Raw genomic sequence first — 18,028 nt, 5'->3', positions numbered from 1 at the left:
CGGGGCGAGGTGGGTTACACGGACTTCCCTGCATATCGATCGGCAGCGTTGCACGCGGAGGTATGCTGACCGAGGCGGGTCGCGCAGGCAAGGAATACGGTTTGGAGGGGATCCACGTCGGCCACGTCATCGTCGATGGTGCCGTCGACGGCCACAAAATCCGCCGACGCTTTCCAGACGACGACTCGCGCCGTGACCGGTTGCTCGATATCGAGGGCGTCGTGGAATGCTCCGCCTTCCTCTATCGGCAGCACCACAAGGCTTGGTCGTTCGAGGTCGACGTCCGAACGTCCTTGCAGCCTTGGTGAGCTCTCGGTGGCGGAAACTTAGCGGCCTTTGAAGTTTGCAGCTCGGCGCCGACCAAAAGGCTATGCCACCGCATGCCGCGCCGGTCGAATGCGCGAACGCGGCCCAACTCGTACGTTGGAAATAAACGACCGCTGCTGCCCCGAAGGCTCGGATGGACCTTGTCAGGAAACGACGTTCCACTGTCCTGATCCACAGGATCGGGTTCGTTGTCCAAAGCAGGGTCCAGCGCGATATATGGACAAGCCGTCCGATAAATCGCCTTGGAGAGCGACCATGCGACTGCCGTGGCACCTCTCACCGAGGCACGAGCGAGAAAGTCCGCTTCACGGCAGTCGCATCGAACAGGCGTGATGCGTCACCGGCGAGCGCCAAGTCGCCGACGCAGAGCGTGACATTCGAGGCTTCGCCCCAGGTCGGCCGAGAGTGCAACAGGGCCGTCCTCGACAACAAGGTCCACCCATCGGCGGTGGCAGTCATGACGAGCCGAGCGCAAGGAGAATGACATGACTTCCAGCAGCATCGTTCGTCAAGATAACGGAGAGCGAACTCATTCAACAATGATGGCTTGGCGCGTGCACGAGTTCGGGCCACCAGAGATCATGAAGTACGAGCGCGTTCCGCGGCCTGATCCTGGCCCCGGCGAGGTCCTCGTCAAAGTTGAAGCCGCCGGCGTCGGACCGTGGGATGGTTGGATCCGGGCGGGCAAGAGCGCCTTACCGCAACCGCTCCCTCTCACGCTAGGCTCGGATCTCTCCGGCGAAATCGTCGCCAAGGGGTCCGGAGTTTCAGAACTGCGTGTGGGAGATCAGGTTTATGGCGTTACGAATCCGCGGTTTATAGGGGCCTACGCCGAATACGCAGTGGCTTCCGCTGAGATGGTGTCGAACAAGCCGACGTCGCTAACCTATGCTGAAGCCGCCTCTGTTCCTGTCGTTGCCGTGACGGCATGGCAGGCGTTGTTTTACCACGCGCAGCTCAAAGCCGGTCAAACGGTTGTGATCCACGGGGCGGCGGGAAATGTCGGCTCGTATGCGGTTCAATTGGCGCGTGAGGCGCACCTGCAAGCGATTGCGACTGCAGCGACGGACGACATTACTTTCGTACGCGATCTCGGAGCAAACACGGTCATCGACCACCAGACCCAACGCTTTGAGGAAAAGGTTAGGGACGCGGACGCTGTCATCGATCTGGTCGGCGGCGAGACGCAGAACCGCTCGTTCCAGGTCCTTCGTCGAGGCGGAAAGCTGATTTCGGCTGTGTCAAATCCGGATCAGAAACTCGCAGAACGCCATGGCGTTGAAGCCTCCTTCTTCCTGGTCAACGTCACGAGGCAGGACCTGGCGGAGATCGCCTGTCTCGTCGACGGTGGAAAACTGAGAACCAGGGTGGGGGCGGTCTTGCCGCTCGCGGACGCGCGCGAGGCGCATTTGATGTTGGAGCGCGTGCGGACTCCACCGAAGGGAAAGATCGTGCTCGATGTCGGAGCGAGATGATCGATCAAGCCTCGTCGTTGCACTCGCGAGCCCCGATTTGCCCACTTCCAAAGCTAGTCTTGAAGGACCAAGCAAATGACTAAGCTAAATCTCTCCAATGCCCTCGTCATTCCCGATTCTTTGCTCGCGAAAGAGGCGACAGATATCCTACGCGAGCACGCCAGCGATCTGCTCTTCAATCACTCGATCCGCGTCTACCTTTTCGCAGCTGAGCAGGGTCGTCAGAGGAAACTGCGCTTCGACTCTGAACTCCTCTACGTGGCGGCCGCATTTCATGATCTCGGCCTTATCAAGAAGTTTTCGAGCCCAGACGAACGCTTTGAGGTCGATGGCGCAAATGCCGCCCGACAGTTTCTAAACGTCCACAACATTGCTGAAGACCAGGTGCAGACCGTGTGGGAAGCAATCGCGCTGCACACCACCCCCGGCATTCCCCGATATATGGGCGCCGAAGTAGCGCTACTCAACTCAGGTGTTCTTCTCGATGTCATCGGAGTGGGCTTCGATCAGTTTCCCGTGGAGCTGCGTGAGGAAATCGTGGTCAAGTACCCGCGGGCAAATTTCAAAGAGGGCTTTATCCAGGAGTATTTCGCTGGCTTTGCGCATAAGCCCGCGACGACGTATGGCACCGTTAACGCGGCCGTCTGCGAACGTTTCATGCCGGGATTTAAGACTCCCAACGCATGCGACTTGATCGCCGCGTCTCCGTTCCCGGATTCCGCACCGCAGAACTCAACATGATGACGAGGACGTATCCCGTGCTCCAGGAGCTTGATCGCGATTGCGGGCGGGCTGCCGACGATGAATCGCTGATCTCTCCCAGGTGGTTAACTCTCGGCGCATTTGCCGCGCGCCGGACCCCAATCGTTGGTGGGAAATTGAGCTGCTTGCCTATCTTGCCTCTCGGTCAGCGCGGCGCTCCGACCGCCCGGGCAATGCCGGTCCGGCTTTTGGCGACTGGCCCGCTGGGGGCTGATAACCGGGCAGCAAGCCGCTGGTGGCGCTGGCGCCAGAATGGGCGCCCTGAGCGTATTGGATGCCGCTGCGGGTGCTCAGGTCATTGCCGGCGGCGCGACGGAGCGGATCGGCTGGGGGCTGCGGGATCAGTCTGGCGGCGCTGCTCTCTATGCTGCTCAAGGAAAGAAGCAGGTTAAAGCGACCGTGATATCGTGACGATGGCTTCGGACGTGAACCGTAGCGGTGACAATCAGTTCGGCCCTGGTCTTGTTTGAACCAAGCGTGAGACATTAAAGAAAAAGTGCGATGATGTTGATCAATGGATCTGCCAATCGGATTAGTGCGCTGTCAAGAGCAATGCGAACGGCCTCCGTCCCACTGATAGCAACGGCGATCGCTCTGGGAGCTTCGCCCGTGATGGCACAGGACCGGGAGCAGGTGAGAATGGCCTTCGAGCACTCACTGCCGAATGTCGAAGGAACGAGAATAGTTGCTGTGACCGTGACTTATCCTCCGGGAGGCAAATCGCTCGCTCATCACCACGCAGCCTCGGCATTTATTTACGCCTACGTGCTCTCCGGGGCTATCCGCAGCCAAGTCGGCGATGAGCCGGCGAAGATCTATCATGCAGGTGAAGGCTTCTACGAAATGCCGGGCTCACATCACCGCATCAGCGAGAACGCGAGTGAGACCGAGCCAGCCAGCCTATTGGCGCTCTTCGTTTTGGACTCTAAGGACAAGCCCTTGACGACGCCTGACAAGGCGGCAGGATCACAATAGTAGCGCGACAAACTCGCCTGTCGCCGCGACGACTTTTTTGGCCGGTATAGATCGTCCGGTATCGGCTGGAAAATCGACCAATTAAGTCCAGTTCCTGACGCACGGACATTTCGGTTGGTTGATTAACAGACCGGACTGGGCCTTTTGCAGTGTGCTAACTACATGCATAGTACGGCATCTGACTGGAGAGGCCGTAAGAGGTGCCGAAACACGTTGTCGCGATCGTTGTCTATGAGGGTGTTCAGGCCCTGGACGCGGCAGGGCCGATGGACGTGTTCAGCGAGGCAAACACGTTTCTGGACAGTGCCGACCGTTATGAGACAGTATTGGTTGCCGCTCACCGCAATCCACTACGCGCGTCGAACGGGATGCGACTGGTAGCGGACCTGACCTTTGAGGAGGCAGCGGGGGGCTTCGACATCATTCTGGTGGCCGGCGCGCCGACGCCTCCGGCGACGGAGCCGGAACCGTACTTGGTCCAGTGGGTCAAAGAGTTGCCGTGGCGCTCGAGCGTTTATGGATCAATCTGCACCGGAGCCTTTGTCCTTGGCTATGCCGGCCTCCTGGATGATCGACGCGTCACAACCCATTGGCAGGATGCGCAGGCTCTGGCGGCCAGGTTCCCCAAGGCAAGGGTCGAACCGGACTTGATCTATGTGCGCGATGGGCGGCTGATCACCGCGGCCGGTGTGACTGCGGGAATAGATTTGGGCTTGGCGCTCGTCGGGCAGCAGCACGGCGCGGAAACGGCGCTCAAGGTCGCCAAGCGGCTGGTCGTGGTGGCCCAACGCCAGGGCGGGCAGTCGCAGTTCAGTCCCTACCTTACGGCACCTGCCGATCTGGAATCGCCCATCGCACGCATTCAGGACCACGTGATGGGCAACATCGGGGATCGCCACACGCTGGAGTCGCTTGCTGCTGTCGTCGGCATGAGCCCGCGAAATCTAGCCCGGCATTTCGTGCAGGCGACGGGGATTACACCGCATGAGTTCATCGAGCGCGCCCGCGTCGATGCGGCGCGCAGTATGCTGGAAGGAAGCGACAGACCGCTGAAAGCCGTCGCCTTCAATTGCGGGTTCGGATCCGCAGACCGGATGAGGATTGTTTTCACCAGCCGTATTGGCGTGACCCCCGGCCAATATCGCGCCAGCTTCCGGCGGGCGGAATCGGAATAGATCGCGAAGTCACGGCGGGTTGAGACGTGAAGGCTCAGACGGGCATTTGTCAGGAAACGACGCACGGCTGTCCTGATCCGCACGATCCCGTTCGTTGCCCGAAGCAGGGCCTTGTTGCGTAATGCCGACAAGCCCCGCCGGCGGCTGCCCAACGAAGGAGATTTTTCCATGTCTGAGATCATCGCCGAAATTCGCGTGCCTGACAGCGCTATCGCGCGGGCCGCCACACAGCTTGTGCGCGATACCGAAGACGACCTGCTTTTTAACCACAGTCGCCGCGTCTTCTTCTGGGGCGCGCTGACCGGCGAGCGCCGCGGCCTAAAATTTGATCCGGAACTGCTTTACCTTGGCGCCATGTTCCACGACATGGGCCTCACCGAGAAATATGCCAGCCCTGACCTGCGCTTCGAGGTCGACGGCGCCAATGCCGCGCGCGACTTCATGAAGGGCTACGGGGTGCCGGAGCGTGATGTCGAGGACGTCTGGACTGCCATTGCGCTCCACACAACCCCCGGCATCCCAGAGCATATGCGTCCCACAATCGGGCTGGTGACCGCCGGTGTGGAGATGGACGTGCTCGGCGTCGCCTATCACGACTTCACGCATGAGCAGCGCGACAGTGTGTGCGTCCATCATCCGCGCGAGACGAACTTCAAGGAGAACATCATAGACCACTTCGCCAACGGCATCATCAAGAAGCCGTTGACGACGTTCGGAAATGTGAAGGCTGACGTCCTAGCGCTGAAGGACATGAACTATGTCCGCCAGAATTTCTGCTCGATCATCCTTGGCTCACCTTGGCCGAGCTGACCCTGGTTGCCGCCGGTCGAGGAAGCTGAAATGGGCGCCATTCCTATATTTCTCGTCTCAGTTTGAGCCGCAAACCGGTGGCGGCGAGACCATTTCGGACGGACGCTATGCTGGAACAAGGAAATTTCTTCTACTGCCTGAGCTGCCAGAGTCCTGGCACGACGTGATCGCTGCTCTGCGTAGAAAATCCGAATAACGGGGTGAGATAGTGATCCGGGACCGTATGGGTCTGCTCTAGATCGCGGACGGCACCTACAGCGAGCCGGAACAGGAGTATGAGCGGTTACTCTATAACCGCCTAGCTGCCGTGATCGGCGGTCTCGGCGAAGGTAATGATAGCGGCGATGGCGGCGCCGTCGTCGGCTACGATTTCAGCGGCCTACCAGCCTGTAATTAGTCGCGTTCATCGTCCTTAGGTTCGCCAAACCATACGAGAGCCTTCCACGACGACCTCGATGTCGAATTGCTGTGTGATGTAGACTAGGCCGCTGCCTGGAGTCCTCGGAGCCATCGCGCGCCGCGGATCCAGGATTTTTGTTGCCTTCAACCGCGCAACTTTGGCCGGCGCTTCATAGTGAGAAGCTCCGTCACATCATGCAGTTCATCTGCCGATGAAATGGCAATCGTCAGCCATTTTCCATCGATGTATGTTTTGGCTTCGTCGTAGAGCTTGACCAATTGCGGACGCCAGACATAACGCCGCTCCTCGCGCTGGCGGCGTTTCTCGGGCAAGCCTTCAGAACGCAATGATCGCCATCGGCGTCTCGGCCACGCCGGTTTTCATTAGGCTGACGCGAGGCCAAGTGCTGTCGATCAAGAACGAGGACTACATCACCGCGGCGCGCGCGCTCGGCTCGCGCGACCGCAACATCATCCTCGCACATGTTCTGCCCAAGGTGCTGGCTCCAATCGTCGTCCAAATCACCATCACCATGGCGGTCGCCGTCCTCGCCGAGGGCAGCCTTGCCTTTCTCGGGCTCCGCCGGCGCCAGCCGGCGCAGACAGTTCCTGAGTGAGGCCCCGTGGATGACGGTCTGGCCGGGACTGCGATCATCGCCGTCGTGCTCGGCTTCAACCTCTTGGGCGACGGGCTGAACGACACGCTCACGCCACAGTTCGAGGACAGTTGACGTCGGCGAGTGATCTCCGATGCCCACACCCCAAATCGGTTGTCAGCAGTTGCGCCACAAGCTGAGATGATGATGGCGCGAATGGCTGACGCGGTCTCGCTGAGGCAGGCGGCATGATCCGATTAAATCGATATGAACGCCCGATACTCGTGATAGATAGGAGTGGCTGCACCTGCTAGCCACGAGACAGACAGACCGCAGGCCTGTCGTGCTTCACCCCACCCTGGCGCTTCGGCTCATGTCGAAGGTCGTCACCGGATGGCCTGAAGCTTATCCAAGCAGGGAGAGTTTCGATGTCTGGACACGGGTATGAGGGCGGACGGCTCGATCTCCCCTTCGTAGGACTTAGCACCTTCGGTAAACGGCCGATCTGCCTGGATTGGGACAAGATCGATGCCGATGTGGCGGTGCTGGGTGTTCCCTTCGACATGGGCACGCAGTACCGCTCCGGCGCGCGCTTCGGGCCGCGCGCCATCCGCGAGGCGTCGACGCTGTTTTCCTTCGGCCATGGCGGCGCCTACGACCATGAGGACGACCAGACCTATCTGCCGCTTGACAAGGTGCGGATCGTCGACATCGGCGATGCGGATATTGTGCACACCGATACCGTCACCAGCCACGCCAATACGGCAAAGGCGGTCCGCAAGATTCTCGAACGAGGCGCGTTGCCCGTCGTTCTGGGCGGCGACCATGCCATCAACATCCCCTGCGTCCGGGCGTTCAGCGAACATGGCCCTATCCATATCGTGCAGATCGACGCCCATCTCGACTTTGTCGACGTGCGTCACGGCGTACGCGAAGGCCACGGCAACCCGATGCGCCGAGCGGCCGAACAGTCGCATGTCAGCGGCCTCAGCCAGCTCGGCATCCGCAACGTCTCCTCTACGGCCCGCGACGGCTACGAAGACGCACGCCAGCGCGGCTCGACCATCCTTTCCGTCCGCCAGGCGCGCAAGCTCGGCGTCGAAGGCGTGCTGGCAACCATCCCGGAGCGCGCGCGCTACTATGTGACGATCGACATCGACGGCTTCGATCCATCGATTGCGCCGGGCACCGGCACGCCCAGCCATGGCGGCTTCCTGTATTATGAAGTAATGGAAATGCTCCAGGGCCTAGTGAAGCGCGGCGACGTGGTCGGCATCGACCTCGTCGAGGTCGCCCCGGCCTACGACCCTTCGGGCATCACCGGCTTTCTCGCAGCACAGGTGCTCCTAAATTTTCTCGGCTACATCTTCGTCGAACGCGAAGCGCGCGGACGCTGAACGGAAGGAACACAACGATGCCAACGAACGCCAGTGACGGTCAGGTTCAACTCATTCCCGCCCGCAAGGGCGTGGCGGCGCCCGTTGCCCAAGGCCAGGTGATCACCGTCATCAACACCCATGGCACCCAGGTGGTGGACACCTGGGCCTTCTGCGCCGACGACATCGCGGAATTCATGTCGATGGAGCACAGTCGTGGCGGCATGCTCAAGGTGAATCCCCAGAACGGCGACACGCTGCGCAGTAACAAGCGGCGTCCGATGCTGACCCTGATCCAGGATACGTCGGGCGGCGTGCACGATACGCTGATCGCCGCCTGCGACCGCTATCGCTACCAGCAGTTGGGCCATGTCGGCCACCATGACAACTGCACTGACAACCTGGCGGCCGCTCTCGGCGCGCTCGGGCTGACGTCATCCGAAACCCCTTCGCCCCTCAACCTGTTCATGAACATTCCCGTCCGCAAAGACGGTTCGGTCTCGTTCGAGGCACCGGTGTCGGGACCGGGCTCCTATGTGTCGATGCGCGCGGAAATGGATTTGATCATCGCGTTCTCGGCCTGCCCGCAGGACCTCATTCCGGTGAACGGGGAAGACTGCGTTCCAACCGAAGCGCACTACCGAATCGACGCCAAGGCGCCGCGCCTTTAAGCACCGCGCTCAGACCATTGATCCCGAAAAGCGCCCCCCCCTTTCGGGATTGATGCGTAAAGAAGTTTTTACACGCCGCGTATCTTGGGAAGCGGCTTTTTCGCTTCGGTCGGTTGCCCTTTACCGGCAGTTTTTTCGGCATTCCCCACCCTTTTGCGCAGTTCCTGGACAAAAATCCGCTCCGACAGCGACGCCTTCTTGTGCTTTGGCGCGATGATGACGAAGGGCGAGCGTATCTGTGCCTCGGGTACCAGCAGCGCCTTCAGCCGGTCGTTCTGTCTAAACGTGACGGTCATGTGATCCGGCAGATAGCCGACGAAGTGGCCGCTCAGGATATACATCGCCTGCGCCTCGATATTCGAGGCATAGGCGCCGACATGCGCGTTGGGAAAATGCTGCAGTTCCGACTTGTTGGCATAGGGCCGCACCACCATCTGCGATGCCTCCACATCGGCCTTTGTCACCAGCTTGCGGGAAAACAGCGGGTGACGCTCGCTGCAATAGAGCGAGTTCCTTTCATGATGGAACTCAGTTTGCGAATAGCCGGGCAGCAATTTGATGCGCGGGGAGATCGCGAAATCGATCCCGCCCTTGGCGGTGTCCGCGATCAGCTGCTCGGGCGAGCCTATGGTGATGCGCAGATCGACTTCGCTGGCCTTCTTGATGAACTGGTGAATGACGTCATCGAGGCCAAGGTTTGAATCGGTAACGGTCGCATCGACGATCCCGACGCGCAGCACGCCCGTCGCCTTGGAGCGCAATTCCCCCAATTGCATCTCGAACGCCGACAGCGCGGATGTCAGCGAATGGGAATATTCATAAACAGCGCTGCCCCTGTCGGTCAGTTCGAAGCCCCGTCTGCCGCGCTGGCACAGCGAAAACCCCAACCGCTCCTCCAGCGCATTGATCTGGAAACTGATCGTCGACTGGCTCATCGCCAAGGCAAGCTGCGCTCCAGTGAATCCGCCATGTTCGACCACGGAACGGAAAACCCTGAGCGCACGGATATCGGCTACCGACAGACGCAATTCTGACACTCCTCCCCGAACCTGTGCAGGCGGTGTCCGGCATCAGCCTTACATCGCCAATTTCGATGTATAGTCTATTCATTCCATGTTTATCAAAGATTCAATCCTGCCATGCTGCCCTACCAGATGGCGGCGTGCCGTCCTGCCGCTGGGAAGTTCAACAACCGGGCCGGCAACGCAGTCGGCCGGCGACTTGGAGGTTTGAGGCTCGTCACGCATGTGAGATTCCTGAGCGCTTACAGAAGCCTCGGACTCCAAATAATCCATAATAAACGAGAACATACGAAGCTGGAGGAAGTCATGCGATCCGCTCTGAAACTGTGCACTTCGATACTGCTGGCCGCGTCACTCTCGCTCGCTGTGGCGAGCATCGCCACAGCCGCCGATCTTCTGGATCGGATCAAGGAGAAGGGCGAGATCACCATCGCGTCCGAGGCGCGCTACCCACCATTCGAATATGTCGATAACGGCAAGGTCGTCGGCTATGGCGTCGACCTCTTCGAAGAAGTCATGAAGGCGCTACCGGACGTGAAGGTGAACCGGCTCGACCTGCCGTTTCAGGGCTTGCTGCCGGGCCTCCAGACCGAAAAATTCGACGCCATCATAACGTCCGTCACCGTCAACAAACAGCGTTACGATACCTACAGGCTGTCTCTGCCGATCGCCGACGCGTCGTTCTCCTACGTCAAGCGCGAGGGCGATACGTCGCTAAACACGCCCGAAGACCTGAGCGGCAAGAATGTTGGCACGCAGGCCGGCTCGGCACAGCTCAAGGGCACCGAGGCCTTTTCCGAGGCACTCAAGGCAAAAGGCATGGCGCCGATCGCCAACATCCAGACCTATGTCGACTTCAATGAGGCCTATGCCGACCTGGCTGCCGGCCGTACCGATGCCGTGGTGAATTCCCTGCCCAATCTGCTTTACCTGCAGACGCAGCGCGGCGACGCCTTCGAAACCATCCGCACGACGTTCGGGGAGCCGACCTATTTCAGCTGGGCCTTCCGCAAGGATGACGACAGCAAGGCGCTTGCCGACTTCATCGACAACCAGTTCCGCAAGCTCGCCGCCGATGGAACCATGGCCAAGCTTCAGGAGAAGTGGTTCGGCTTCACCATGAAACTGCCGACGGATGCCCTGCCCGAACCTAAGAGCTGACAAGCCGGCATGGGCTCACAGCACCCGGATAAACGGCGAGGCTTCCCAGCCTCGCCTGCGAAAAACGTCCAGGCTGCACGCCTGGCCTCAAGTCCATAAGGTCTGACCACGTGGCAATGCTCGCCCTCATCCGGGACAATCTGCCCATCATGCTCTGGGGGGCGGGCATGACGATTCTGGTGTCGGGCGTCGCCATCATTCTCGGCATGCCGCTCGGCCTCGTTCTTTGCTTCGGGGTCACCTCGAAGAAGATATGGCTGCGCCGCTTTTCGCGCATCTATCAAAGCGTGTGGCGCGGCACACCCATCCTAGTGCAGTTGCTGATCATATACTATCTGCTGCCGCTCATCGGCATCAACGTGGCTCCTATCCTTGCCGCTATCATCGCGCTGACCCTCAACACGATCGCGTTCCAGGCCGAGATATTTCGCGGCGGGCTTTTGGCCATTCCGCGGGGGCAATTGGAAGCGGCACGCATGGTGGGCATACGCAAATGGGCGGCGCGCCAGCACATTCTCGTCCCCCAGATACTGCGTCTCGTCATTCCCTCGCTGGTCAACGAGACCATCAGCATTCTGAAAAATTCCTCGCTGGTTTCCGTTATCGCGGTGACGGAACTGATGCGGGTGAGCCAGCAGATCGTCGCGACCACCTACCGCCCGTTCGAAATCTACATCGCCGCCGCCATCATCTACATCGTCATCAATTTCCTCCTGTCGCTGCTCGGTCGCATGGCCGAGCAGCGACTAGCGCGGAGGGCCTGAGCCATGACGCAGTTCTTCGACCTGTGGCTGCAATATGGGCCGCTGATGCTGGCCGGACTGGCGACGACGGCCTGGATCTGCGCGCTGGCTGCTGCCCTCGGACTGGCTGTCGGCCTGTTGCTCGCCTGCCTCGAAAGCACGCAGTTCACGCCGTTGCGCTGGGCCGTTCGCGCCTATATCGAGATCATGCGCGGCCTGCCGATCCTGATCCTGCTGTTCGTGCTCTATTATGGCGGCCCGCGTATCGGCCTCAGGCTGAGTGCCGAAGCAGTCGGCGTTTTCGGCCTCGGCTTCTACGGGGCCGCCTATTTCGCGGAAATCTTCCGCTCCGGTTTCCAGTCGATCCCCAAGGGCCAGATCGAGGCCGCGCGCATGGCGGGGCTGACCGGCACGCAGATCATCCGCCATATCAAGTTGCCGCAGATGCTGGTCATGATCACCCCGCCGACGGTCAACCAGATCATCATCCTCATCAAGGAATCCGCGGTGCTGTCCATCATCACCGTCGCCGAGCTGACCAAAAACACGACGCAGTTCGTCAACGAGACCTATGCGGTCATCGAACCCTATCTCGCCGCTGCCCTGCTCTACTGGCTGCTGGTCGAGGTAGTCGCGCAGCTCGGCAAATACGTTGAGCGCCGGGTGCGGTTCTAGGCCGCTCAACCACCAATTGGGAACAAACGATGGCCACTGAAACCACGGAGCCCGTCATCAAGATACGGAACCTGACCAAGGATTTCGGCACGTTCGCGGCCTTGTCTGGGATATCGCTCGACATCAATCTCTCCGAGGTCGTCTGCATCATCGGCCCCTCGGGATCAGGCAAGAGCACCCTGTTGCGCTGCGCTAGCTTCCTTGAGGACTATACGAGCGGCGAGATCGAGATCGAGGGCCGGCTGCTCGGCTACAAGCGCGGCGCCGGGGGACTGGTGCGCGAGAGCGAACAGAACATCGATGCCGTGCGCCGCAATGTCGGCATGGTGTTCCAGCACTTCAACCTGTGGCCGCACATGACCGTGCTGGACAACGTGACGCTGGGCCTACGCCTTTCCAAGCGCACCCCCGTCGCCAAGGCGAAGGACAGCGGACGCCGGGCGCTGGCCAAGGTCGGCCTCGCGGATTTCGCCGAGCGCTATCCCTCGCAGCTTTCAGGCGGCCAGCAACAGCGCGTCGGCATCGCCCGCGCGCTCGCCATGGAACCACATGTGATCCTATTCGACGAGCCGACTTCGGCGCTCGATCCCCAACTCGTGGGCGAGGTGCTCGACACCATGAAGCAACTGGCTGTCGAGGGCATCACCATGGTGGTGGTGACGCATGAGATGGGCTTTGCTGCCCAAGTCGCCGACCGCGTCGTCTTCATGGACTGCGGCAAGGTGGTCGAGCAGGGCCCTCCTGCCAAACTCTTCAACGATCCGCAAAGCCCGCGCCTGCGGGAATTCCTCGACACCTGGAGACAGCGCAACATGCTCTTCCAGAACGAGTCCGTCGCCGGCCGCTAGGCCAGCGACACCATCGACAAGATAAGACGGAGGACCGCATCCATGAACGAAGCCCTGAGCCCAGCGGGCGTTCCCCGCATGTATGGTGACGTGCCGCCATTCATGGCGTTTCCCCATGTTCGCGACCTGGCCGGCCTTTCGGCCGACGCCGTGGTGGTGGGGATGCCCTATGACGGCATCGCCACATTTCGCGGCGGCGCGACACGCCGCGCGCCGCAGGAAATCCGCAAATACTCGCTCCTCTACGGCAGCTACAGCTTCGACTGGGACCTCGACATGCTGGCGCATATCACTGTAGCCGACGCCGGCGACATCGATGTCGTGCCGGGCGATAATGCCGCCAGCTACGCCCGCCTCAAAGCGCGGCTTGGTGCGGTGCTGGCCAACGGGGCGGTGCCGCTGACCATCGGTGGCGACCATGGCATCAGCTACCCGGCGGTGCGCGCCGTCGCCGATGCCGGCGACACCCCCGTCGGACTCATCGTCTTCGACACCCACCTAGATCTCAGCGAATCCTTCGGCGGCGACCGCCTCACTCGCGCCTCGCCCCTGCTGCGCATTGCCGAACTCGACAAGGTGGACCCCCGCCGCATCGTCGTCATCGGCGCGCGAGGCCCCCGCAACCTGCCCGAATGGACACCGCTCTACCGCAAGTTGGGCATCACCGTGTTTTCCATGGAGGAGGTGGAGCGCCTCGGCATCGAAACAGTTGCTGAACGCGCGCGCACCATCGCCAGCGCCGACGGCGCGCACCTCTATATCAGCCTCGACATCGACGGCGTCGACCCCGCCTTCGCACCGGCGACCAACAGCCCGGAACCGGGTGGCCTCACCTCGCGCGAAATCATTCGCGGCGTGAGGATCGCGGCCCGCGACGGCTTTGCTGGATTCGACCTGGTGGAGGTATCGCCGGACTTCGATGCCAGCAGCGGCACCACCAGCATCCTGGCTGGCCGGCTTCTGGCGGAGGCCCTGTTCTGCCTCGCGGCCAAGCGCGCCGGCCGGCAGGACGCCTGGCGCGACGCCCACAAGACCGACGCGCAACAGAAATAGCATCACCCTTCGGAAAGCCTCGCGGTCGAGTGACCCGATGCACCAACAGGACACAAGACCATGAGCATTGCAGATTTCCAGCCACTAGATTCAGGCAGCGTTCCACGTTTTGCCGGCCCTTCGACCTTCATGCGCCTGCCTATGGCGCGTCCGGAGCAGGTCGACATCGCCCTGATTGGCGTTCCCTTCGACGGCGGCACCACCAACCGGCCGGGCGCGCGTCATGGGCCGCGCGAAATCCGCAACCAATCCAGCCTAGTGCGGCGCGTCCACCATGTCACGGGCCTCTCGCCGTTCGAACAGGTGCGTACCGGCGACTGCGGCGACGTGATCGTAAACCCGCTCGACCTGCCCGGCTCGCTGGACACGATCAGCGCCTTCTTCAAAAACGTCCACCGCGCAGGTGCCCGGCCGCTGGTTGTCGGCGGCGATCATCTAATCACGCTGCCCATCCTGCGCGGCATCGCCAAGGAGCCAGCCGGCCTCATCCACTTCGATGCCCATTCCGACACCTATGACGAGTTCTTCGGCAACCGCTACAACCACGGCACCCCCTTCCGTCGTGCCGTCGAGGAGGGCCTACTGGATCCGAAGCGCATGGTCCAGATCGGCATCAGAGGTGCAATCTCCGATGCAGAGAACTACGATTTCGCCCGCGAGGCCGGCATCCGCATCATCGTCATCGAGGAATTCATGGAGCGCGGCGTGGACGCGGTGATGGCCGAGGCACGCTCGATCGTCGGTGAGGCGCCGGCCTACGTCTCGTTCGACATCGACGCGCTCGATCCGTCTTTTGCCCCCGGCACCGGCACCCCCGAGATCGGCGGCATCACGACGCGCGAGGCCCAGAAGATGGTCCGCGCGCTGGCCGGCGTCGACATCATCGGCGCCGATCTGGTCGAAGTTTCGCCTCCGCTCGATCCTTCAGGCGTCACCGCGCTGACCGGTGCCACCCTCCTGTTTGAGCTTCTCTGCGTAATGACGGTCCAGATGCTGGCTCAATGAGACCATGCACGGACATTGTCTTTTCGGTCATATCAGGGAGTTGGCATCATCGCAGATAGGAAATGTTGCTTTATAGGCAAGCCAGATTGCCATTCGATCGGAACCGCTGCTCAGCGGATTCACGTTCCGTCCAAAGGTTCTTGGTGAAGCGCTCGCGCGACAGGTCGATGACGCCATAACACAGCACCGCCACTCCGCATGGCGGTGCTTGGACTTTGATCAGCTTTCGAGCTTGCGCGGGCCTTCTCAGCCTTTCGGGCTGAGGTCGACGCCGAACCATTCTTGAGACGTGGCCGCCAACGTGCCGTCGGCTACCATCTCGGCGAGCGCCTTGTTGAGAAGGGCCTGCAGTTCCGGCTCGTTCTTGCGGATGCCGAGGCAGACATTGGTTGCCATGATGCCGCCAACCAGCAGCGGTCCGCTGGTCACAAGCGCGCCATTGCTCTTCGACGCGCGGTCGCGCGCGAACACGATGTTGTCGAACTGGCCGTCTAGTCGCCCGCTCTCGAGATCGAGCTGAACCTGTTCGGAGGAATTGCAGGTCTTGACCTCGCGACATCGCCGAAATTCTGCTGAATGAAGGTCAACTGGCTGGTCGAGAGGGATGCACCCAGCGTCTTGTCTTCAGACCTTCCTTGAGATCGGCGACGGCCTTCTTGCCTTCTTCGGTGTCGGTGGATATCTTGCGACTATCGTTGTGCAGTTCAGTCACCGCCATCGTTCGGAGTAGAAGTAATATTGCCGCTGCCATATCGTTCGAGTCTGCCGGCACACTTCCCGCTTTGGTAAAATCACGACGATGCCCACGCCAAACCGGAATGTCCGCTCTTTAGGGTCGCAGCCCGAAGCGCCCGTCCGCTTGCGTGAAGAGTTTCGGGCGCCGGCAGGCGTACGAAAGTCCCCGAGGAAGGAACCCGTGGGCCACAGTCGATGGCTATGGGGATTTCGATTTTGCGGCTGGTGTCGGCGATGGCGCGACCGCCGCCGGCAAGCGGCGGGTTTGATGCGGACGGACCGTTTCGCCTTTCAGCCACGTGGTATTGTCGGCTCGTCGCGCGGCCGGGCGCGACCCGTTCCGATGAGTTCGGCTGGGCGGCGACATCGGCGAGGCGAAAGCGGATGGCTTTGCCATCGTCGATGAGGAACTAGAACTCGGCCTGCGCTCGGTCGCCGTGCCGATCGTCGACCGGCAGAACGCACGGTCGTGGCCATCAACGTCTCGACCCAGTCGGCCCGTTTCTCGGTCGCGGAGATGGAGCGGGAACTCCTGCCGGCACTGCTGGAGGCAAAGAGCGCATTGAGGATTTTTTCGTGGTGTGATGGTCGAACAAGCACAAGAACCGAGTAAAAGGTTATGCGTAGATGAGAATGACCTCTCTACACCAAGCGCTCACATAAACTGTCCAGCTGATGCTGTACGCCGGAAACGGCCATCCAATGGTGACCCTCAGGAGCTACGACCCTCTATAAATCCCTTAAGGAATGCCGCGAGCGAACGCTCAAGAGTCGGAGAGGGATAACCACCCTCCTGAACTATCAGGGTCGGTCGCGACAGCGCCCCCAGCATTTTCCCCATTCGGTGAAACCCACTTTCGTCCACAGCCATACAGGCAAAGGGGTCCGCTTGGGAGGCGTCCAAACCAAGAGCGACAACCAGGATATCCGGCGAGAATTGCCGCGCCGCGTCGCAACTTTTTGCCGCGGCAGCCAAATAGACCTCGCTGCCACTCATCAGTGGCACTGGCAGGTTTAGATTGTATCCTTCACCAACTCCGGCGCCGACCTCATCGGCATATCCGGCGTAGTAAGGGTAGAGCCAGGCCGGATCGCCGTGCATCGATACCGTGAGTACATCGCATCTGTGGTAGAAAATGGCCTGAGTGCCATTGCCGTGGTGCACGTCCACGTCGATGATTGCCACACGCGCGCCTTTTGACGCGGCCCAGTTGGCCGCGATCGCGGTGTTGTTCAGGTAGCAGAAGCCGGCTGCCTGATCGCGGTAGGCGTGGTGGCCAGGCGGCCGGCAAAGCGCATACATTGCCTTTTCTCCCGCCAGCACCCGCACCATGGCATCGAGTGCCGTGTTGGCGCTGGCGCGCGCTGCTTCCCAAGTGCCTTCGACCAACACGCAGCTGGCGTCGGCTTGGTAGAAGCCCGCCCGGCCAAGCAAATCTTCTGGCAGGCGGCCCATATGCCGGCTGGGATGGACGCTCGATCGCAGTTCTGAACCGTTCCCTGGCACTGCCCGCCACGTCTCGAAACCGGTCTGCAGGAAGGCGAGATAGTCGCGATCATGGATTGCCGCGATGCCGTCCAGCGCGTGTTCACGGGGAGGCTGGACGGCGACGCCTGCCGTTTGCAGGCCGGCAAGCAGCGCCGTGATCCTTTCGGGTTGCTCGGGGTTCGGTTTCAGCACGCCGCCGGCAATGCGGGTGAGCGGCCGATGCAAGTGTTGCCGCTCGTCGAAGATGGCAAGCATGGGAGCTAATGATCCTCGGCGATGCTGCCGTCACGACGACGGACGAACTGGGCGGCGATCAGAACGATAATCGACAGGATCACCAGCATCGAGGAGATCGCCGCCACCGTGGGGTCGACCTGGTCGCGTATGTTGGCGAACATGCGCTTGGTCAGCGTCGAGGTCGCGCCACTGGAGATGAAGAGCGAAACGACCACTTCGTCGAAGGAAGTGATGAAGGCAAACAGCATACCCGAAATCACGGAAATGCGAATCTGCGGCAAGGTCACGGTCAGGAAGGCGCGCACCGGCGACGCGCCCAGGCTGCGCGCCGCGCGCTCCAGATTGATGTCGAAGCTCGCCAAGCCGTTGCTGACGGCAATGATCACGAACGGGATGGCGAGCGTCGTGTGCGCCAGCACCAGGCCGGTCAGCGTGTTGTTGAGGCCGAGCCGCGAATACACGAAGAAGGGGTCGGAACAAGAGCAGTGCGAAAT

At 61.0% G+C, this 18,028-nt stretch carries 19 protein-coding genes and 3 pseudogenes; 17 read left to right on the top strand and 5 right to left on the bottom strand.

Annotated elements, in window-relative coordinates; genetic code table 11:
• Positions 1 to 62 precede the first annotated feature (62 nt).
• The 7 genes from A4R29_RS30285 (at position 63) to A4R29_RS30255 (ending at position 5,524) form a co-directional block, all read left to right on the top strand.
• Positions 63 to 308 carry a Rossmann-fold NAD(P)-binding domain-containing protein gene (locus A4R29_RS30285; protein ID WP_063170534.1) on the top strand — a complete coding sequence of 82 codons (246 nt, stop codon included), beginning with the start codon at positions 63 to 65 and terminating at the stop codon, positions 306 to 308.
• A gap of 504 nt (positions 309 to 812) precedes the next feature.
• Positions 813 to 1,802 carry an NADP-dependent oxidoreductase gene (locus A4R29_RS30275; RefSeq protein WP_127224675.1) on the top strand — a complete coding sequence of 330 codons (990 nt, stop codon included), beginning with the start codon at positions 813 to 815 and terminating at the stop codon, positions 1,800 to 1,802.
• 75 nt (positions 1,803 to 1,877) lie between these two features.
• Positions 1,878 to 2,543: an HD domain-containing protein gene (locus A4R29_RS30270; protein ID WP_063170531.1), complete on the top strand. Its 666-nt coding sequence runs from the start codon at positions 1,878 to 1,880 to the stop codon at positions 2,541 to 2,543.
• Between the two features lie 273 nt (positions 2,544 to 2,816).
• Positions 2,817 to 2,975, top strand: coding sequence for a hypothetical protein (locus tag A4R29_RS34525; protein ID WP_158515811.1), 159 nt, complete (start codon positions 2,817 to 2,819; stop codon positions 2,973 to 2,975).
• 141 nt (positions 2,976 to 3,116) lie between these two features.
• On the top strand, positions 3,117 to 3,539 hold the full coding sequence (locus A4R29_RS30265) for a cupin domain-containing protein (RefSeq protein ID WP_063170863.1): 423 nt from the start codon (positions 3,117 to 3,119) through the stop codon (positions 3,537 to 3,539).
• A 200-nt stretch (positions 3,540 to 3,739) separates the two neighbouring features.
• Complete coding sequence (locus tag A4R29_RS30260; RefSeq protein WP_063173865.1) at positions 3,740 to 4,714, top strand: GlxA family transcriptional regulator; 975 nt, start codon at positions 3,740 to 3,742, stop codon at positions 4,712 to 4,714.
• Positions 4,715 to 4,882: 168 nt separating this feature from the next.
• On the top strand, positions 4,883 to 5,524 hold the full coding sequence (locus A4R29_RS30255) for an HD domain-containing protein (RefSeq protein ID WP_063170529.1): 642 nt from the start codon (positions 4,883 to 4,885) through the stop codon (positions 5,522 to 5,524).
• Between the two features lie 543 nt (positions 5,525 to 6,067).
• Here the strand turns inward: A4R29_RS30255 and A4R29_RS30250 are convergent.
• Positions 6,068 to 6,247: pseudogene (locus A4R29_RS30250) on the bottom strand (DUF3788 family protein); the annotation flags it as partial.
• Here A4R29_RS30250 and A4R29_RS30245 point away from each other — a divergent pair.
• From A4R29_RS30245 to A4R29_RS30235, 3 genes and pseudogenes are all read left to right on the top strand, one after another.
• Positions 6,203 to 6,654 (top strand): annotated as a pseudogene (locus tag A4R29_RS30245) (ABC transporter permease); the annotation flags it as partial. The pseudogenes A4R29_RS30250 and A4R29_RS30245 sit on opposite strands and share 45 nt — an antisense overlap.
• 293 nt (positions 6,655 to 6,947) lie before the next feature.
• A complete protein-coding gene (gene speB, locus A4R29_RS30240; protein ID WP_063170527.1) occupies positions 6,948 to 7,916 on the top strand; it encodes an agmatinase in 969 nt (322 codons plus the stop codon).
• A 17-nt stretch (positions 7,917 to 7,933) separates the two neighbouring features.
• Positions 7,934 to 8,566, top strand: a complete 633-nt coding sequence (locus A4R29_RS30235; protein WP_063170526.1) for a DUF1989 domain-containing protein — start codon at positions 7,934 to 7,936, stop codon at positions 8,564 to 8,566.
• 68 nt (positions 8,567 to 8,634) lie between these two features.
• Here the strand turns inward: A4R29_RS30235 and A4R29_RS30230 are convergent, their stop codons facing one another.
• Complete coding sequence (locus A4R29_RS30230) at positions 8,635 to 9,594, bottom strand: LysR family transcriptional regulator (protein WP_063170525.1); 960 nt, start codon at positions 9,592 to 9,594, stop codon at positions 8,635 to 8,637.
• A 300-nt stretch (positions 9,595 to 9,894) separates the two neighbouring features.
• Between A4R29_RS30230 and A4R29_RS30220 the strand changes: the two genes are divergently transcribed.
• From A4R29_RS30220 to speB (A4R29_RS30195), 6 genes are all read left to right on the top strand, one after another.
• Entirely contained in the window at positions 9,895 to 10,749 is an 855-nt protein-coding gene (locus A4R29_RS30220; protein ID WP_063170524.1) for a transporter substrate-binding domain-containing protein, read from the top strand.
• Positions 10,750 to 10,916: 167 nt separating this feature from the next.
• Positions 10,917 to 11,513: an amino acid ABC transporter permease gene (locus A4R29_RS30215; protein WP_206516560.1), complete on the top strand. Its 597-nt coding sequence runs from the start codon at positions 10,917 to 10,919 to the stop codon at positions 11,511 to 11,513.
• A gap of 3 nt (positions 11,514 to 11,516) precedes the next feature.
• Complete coding sequence (locus A4R29_RS30210) at positions 11,517 to 12,167, top strand: amino acid ABC transporter permease (RefSeq protein ID WP_063170522.1); 651 nt, start codon at positions 11,517 to 11,519, stop codon at positions 12,165 to 12,167.
• A 29-nt stretch (positions 12,168 to 12,196) separates the two neighbouring features.
• Positions 12,197 to 13,015, top strand: coding sequence for an amino acid ABC transporter ATP-binding protein (locus A4R29_RS30205; RefSeq protein WP_063170521.1), 819 nt, complete (start codon positions 12,197 to 12,199; stop codon positions 13,013 to 13,015).
• A 42-nt stretch (positions 13,016 to 13,057) separates the two neighbouring features.
• On the top strand, positions 13,058 to 14,068 hold the full coding sequence (locus tag A4R29_RS30200; protein WP_063170520.1) for an agmatinase family protein: 1,011 nt from the start codon (positions 13,058 to 13,060) through the stop codon (positions 14,066 to 14,068).
• A gap of 60 nt (positions 14,069 to 14,128) precedes the next feature.
• Positions 14,129 to 15,073 (top strand): agmatinase, encoded by a 945-nt coding sequence (gene speB, locus A4R29_RS30195; RefSeq protein WP_174564978.1) that lies wholly within the window; start codon positions 14,129 to 14,131, stop codon positions 15,071 to 15,073.
• 246 nt (positions 15,074 to 15,319) lie between these two features.
• Here speB (A4R29_RS30195) and A4R29_RS35660 read toward each other — a convergent pair whose 3' ends face one another.
• Complete coding sequence (locus tag A4R29_RS35660) at positions 15,320 to 15,544, bottom strand: transporter substrate-binding domain-containing protein (RefSeq protein WP_063170519.1); 225 nt, start codon at positions 15,542 to 15,544, stop codon at positions 15,320 to 15,322.
• Between the two features lie 629 nt (positions 15,545 to 16,173).
• Between A4R29_RS35660 and A4R29_RS33580 the strand changes: the two are divergent.
• Positions 16,174 to 16,393: pseudogene (locus A4R29_RS33580) on the top strand (IclR family transcriptional regulator domain-containing protein); the annotation flags it as partial.
• Between the two features lie 127 nt (positions 16,394 to 16,520).
• Here the strand turns inward: A4R29_RS33580 and A4R29_RS30185 are convergent.
• Both A4R29_RS30185 and A4R29_RS30180 read right to left on the bottom strand, forming a co-directional pair.
• Positions 16,521 to 17,552 carry a histone deacetylase family protein gene (locus A4R29_RS30185; protein WP_063170518.1) on the bottom strand — a complete coding sequence of 344 codons (1,032 nt, stop codon included), beginning with the start codon at positions 17,550 to 17,552 and terminating at the stop codon, positions 16,521 to 16,523.
• Positions 17,553 to 17,557: 5 nt separating this feature from the next.
• Positions 17,558 to 17,995: an ABC transporter permease gene (locus A4R29_RS30180; protein WP_063173861.1), complete on the bottom strand. Its 438-nt coding sequence runs from the start codon at positions 17,993 to 17,995 to the stop codon at positions 17,558 to 17,560.
• Positions 17,996 to 18,028: the final 33 nt, after the last annotated feature.

The sequence above is a fragment of the Mesorhizobium ciceri biovar biserrulae genome (assembly GCF_001618845.1).
In the GTDB taxonomy this organism is placed as follows: domain Bacteria; phylum Pseudomonadota; class Alphaproteobacteria; order Rhizobiales; family Rhizobiaceae; genus Mesorhizobium; species Mesorhizobium ciceri.
The sequence above is the reverse complement of the archived record's forward strand: the minus strand, read 5'-3'. Positions and strand labels throughout refer to the sequence as shown.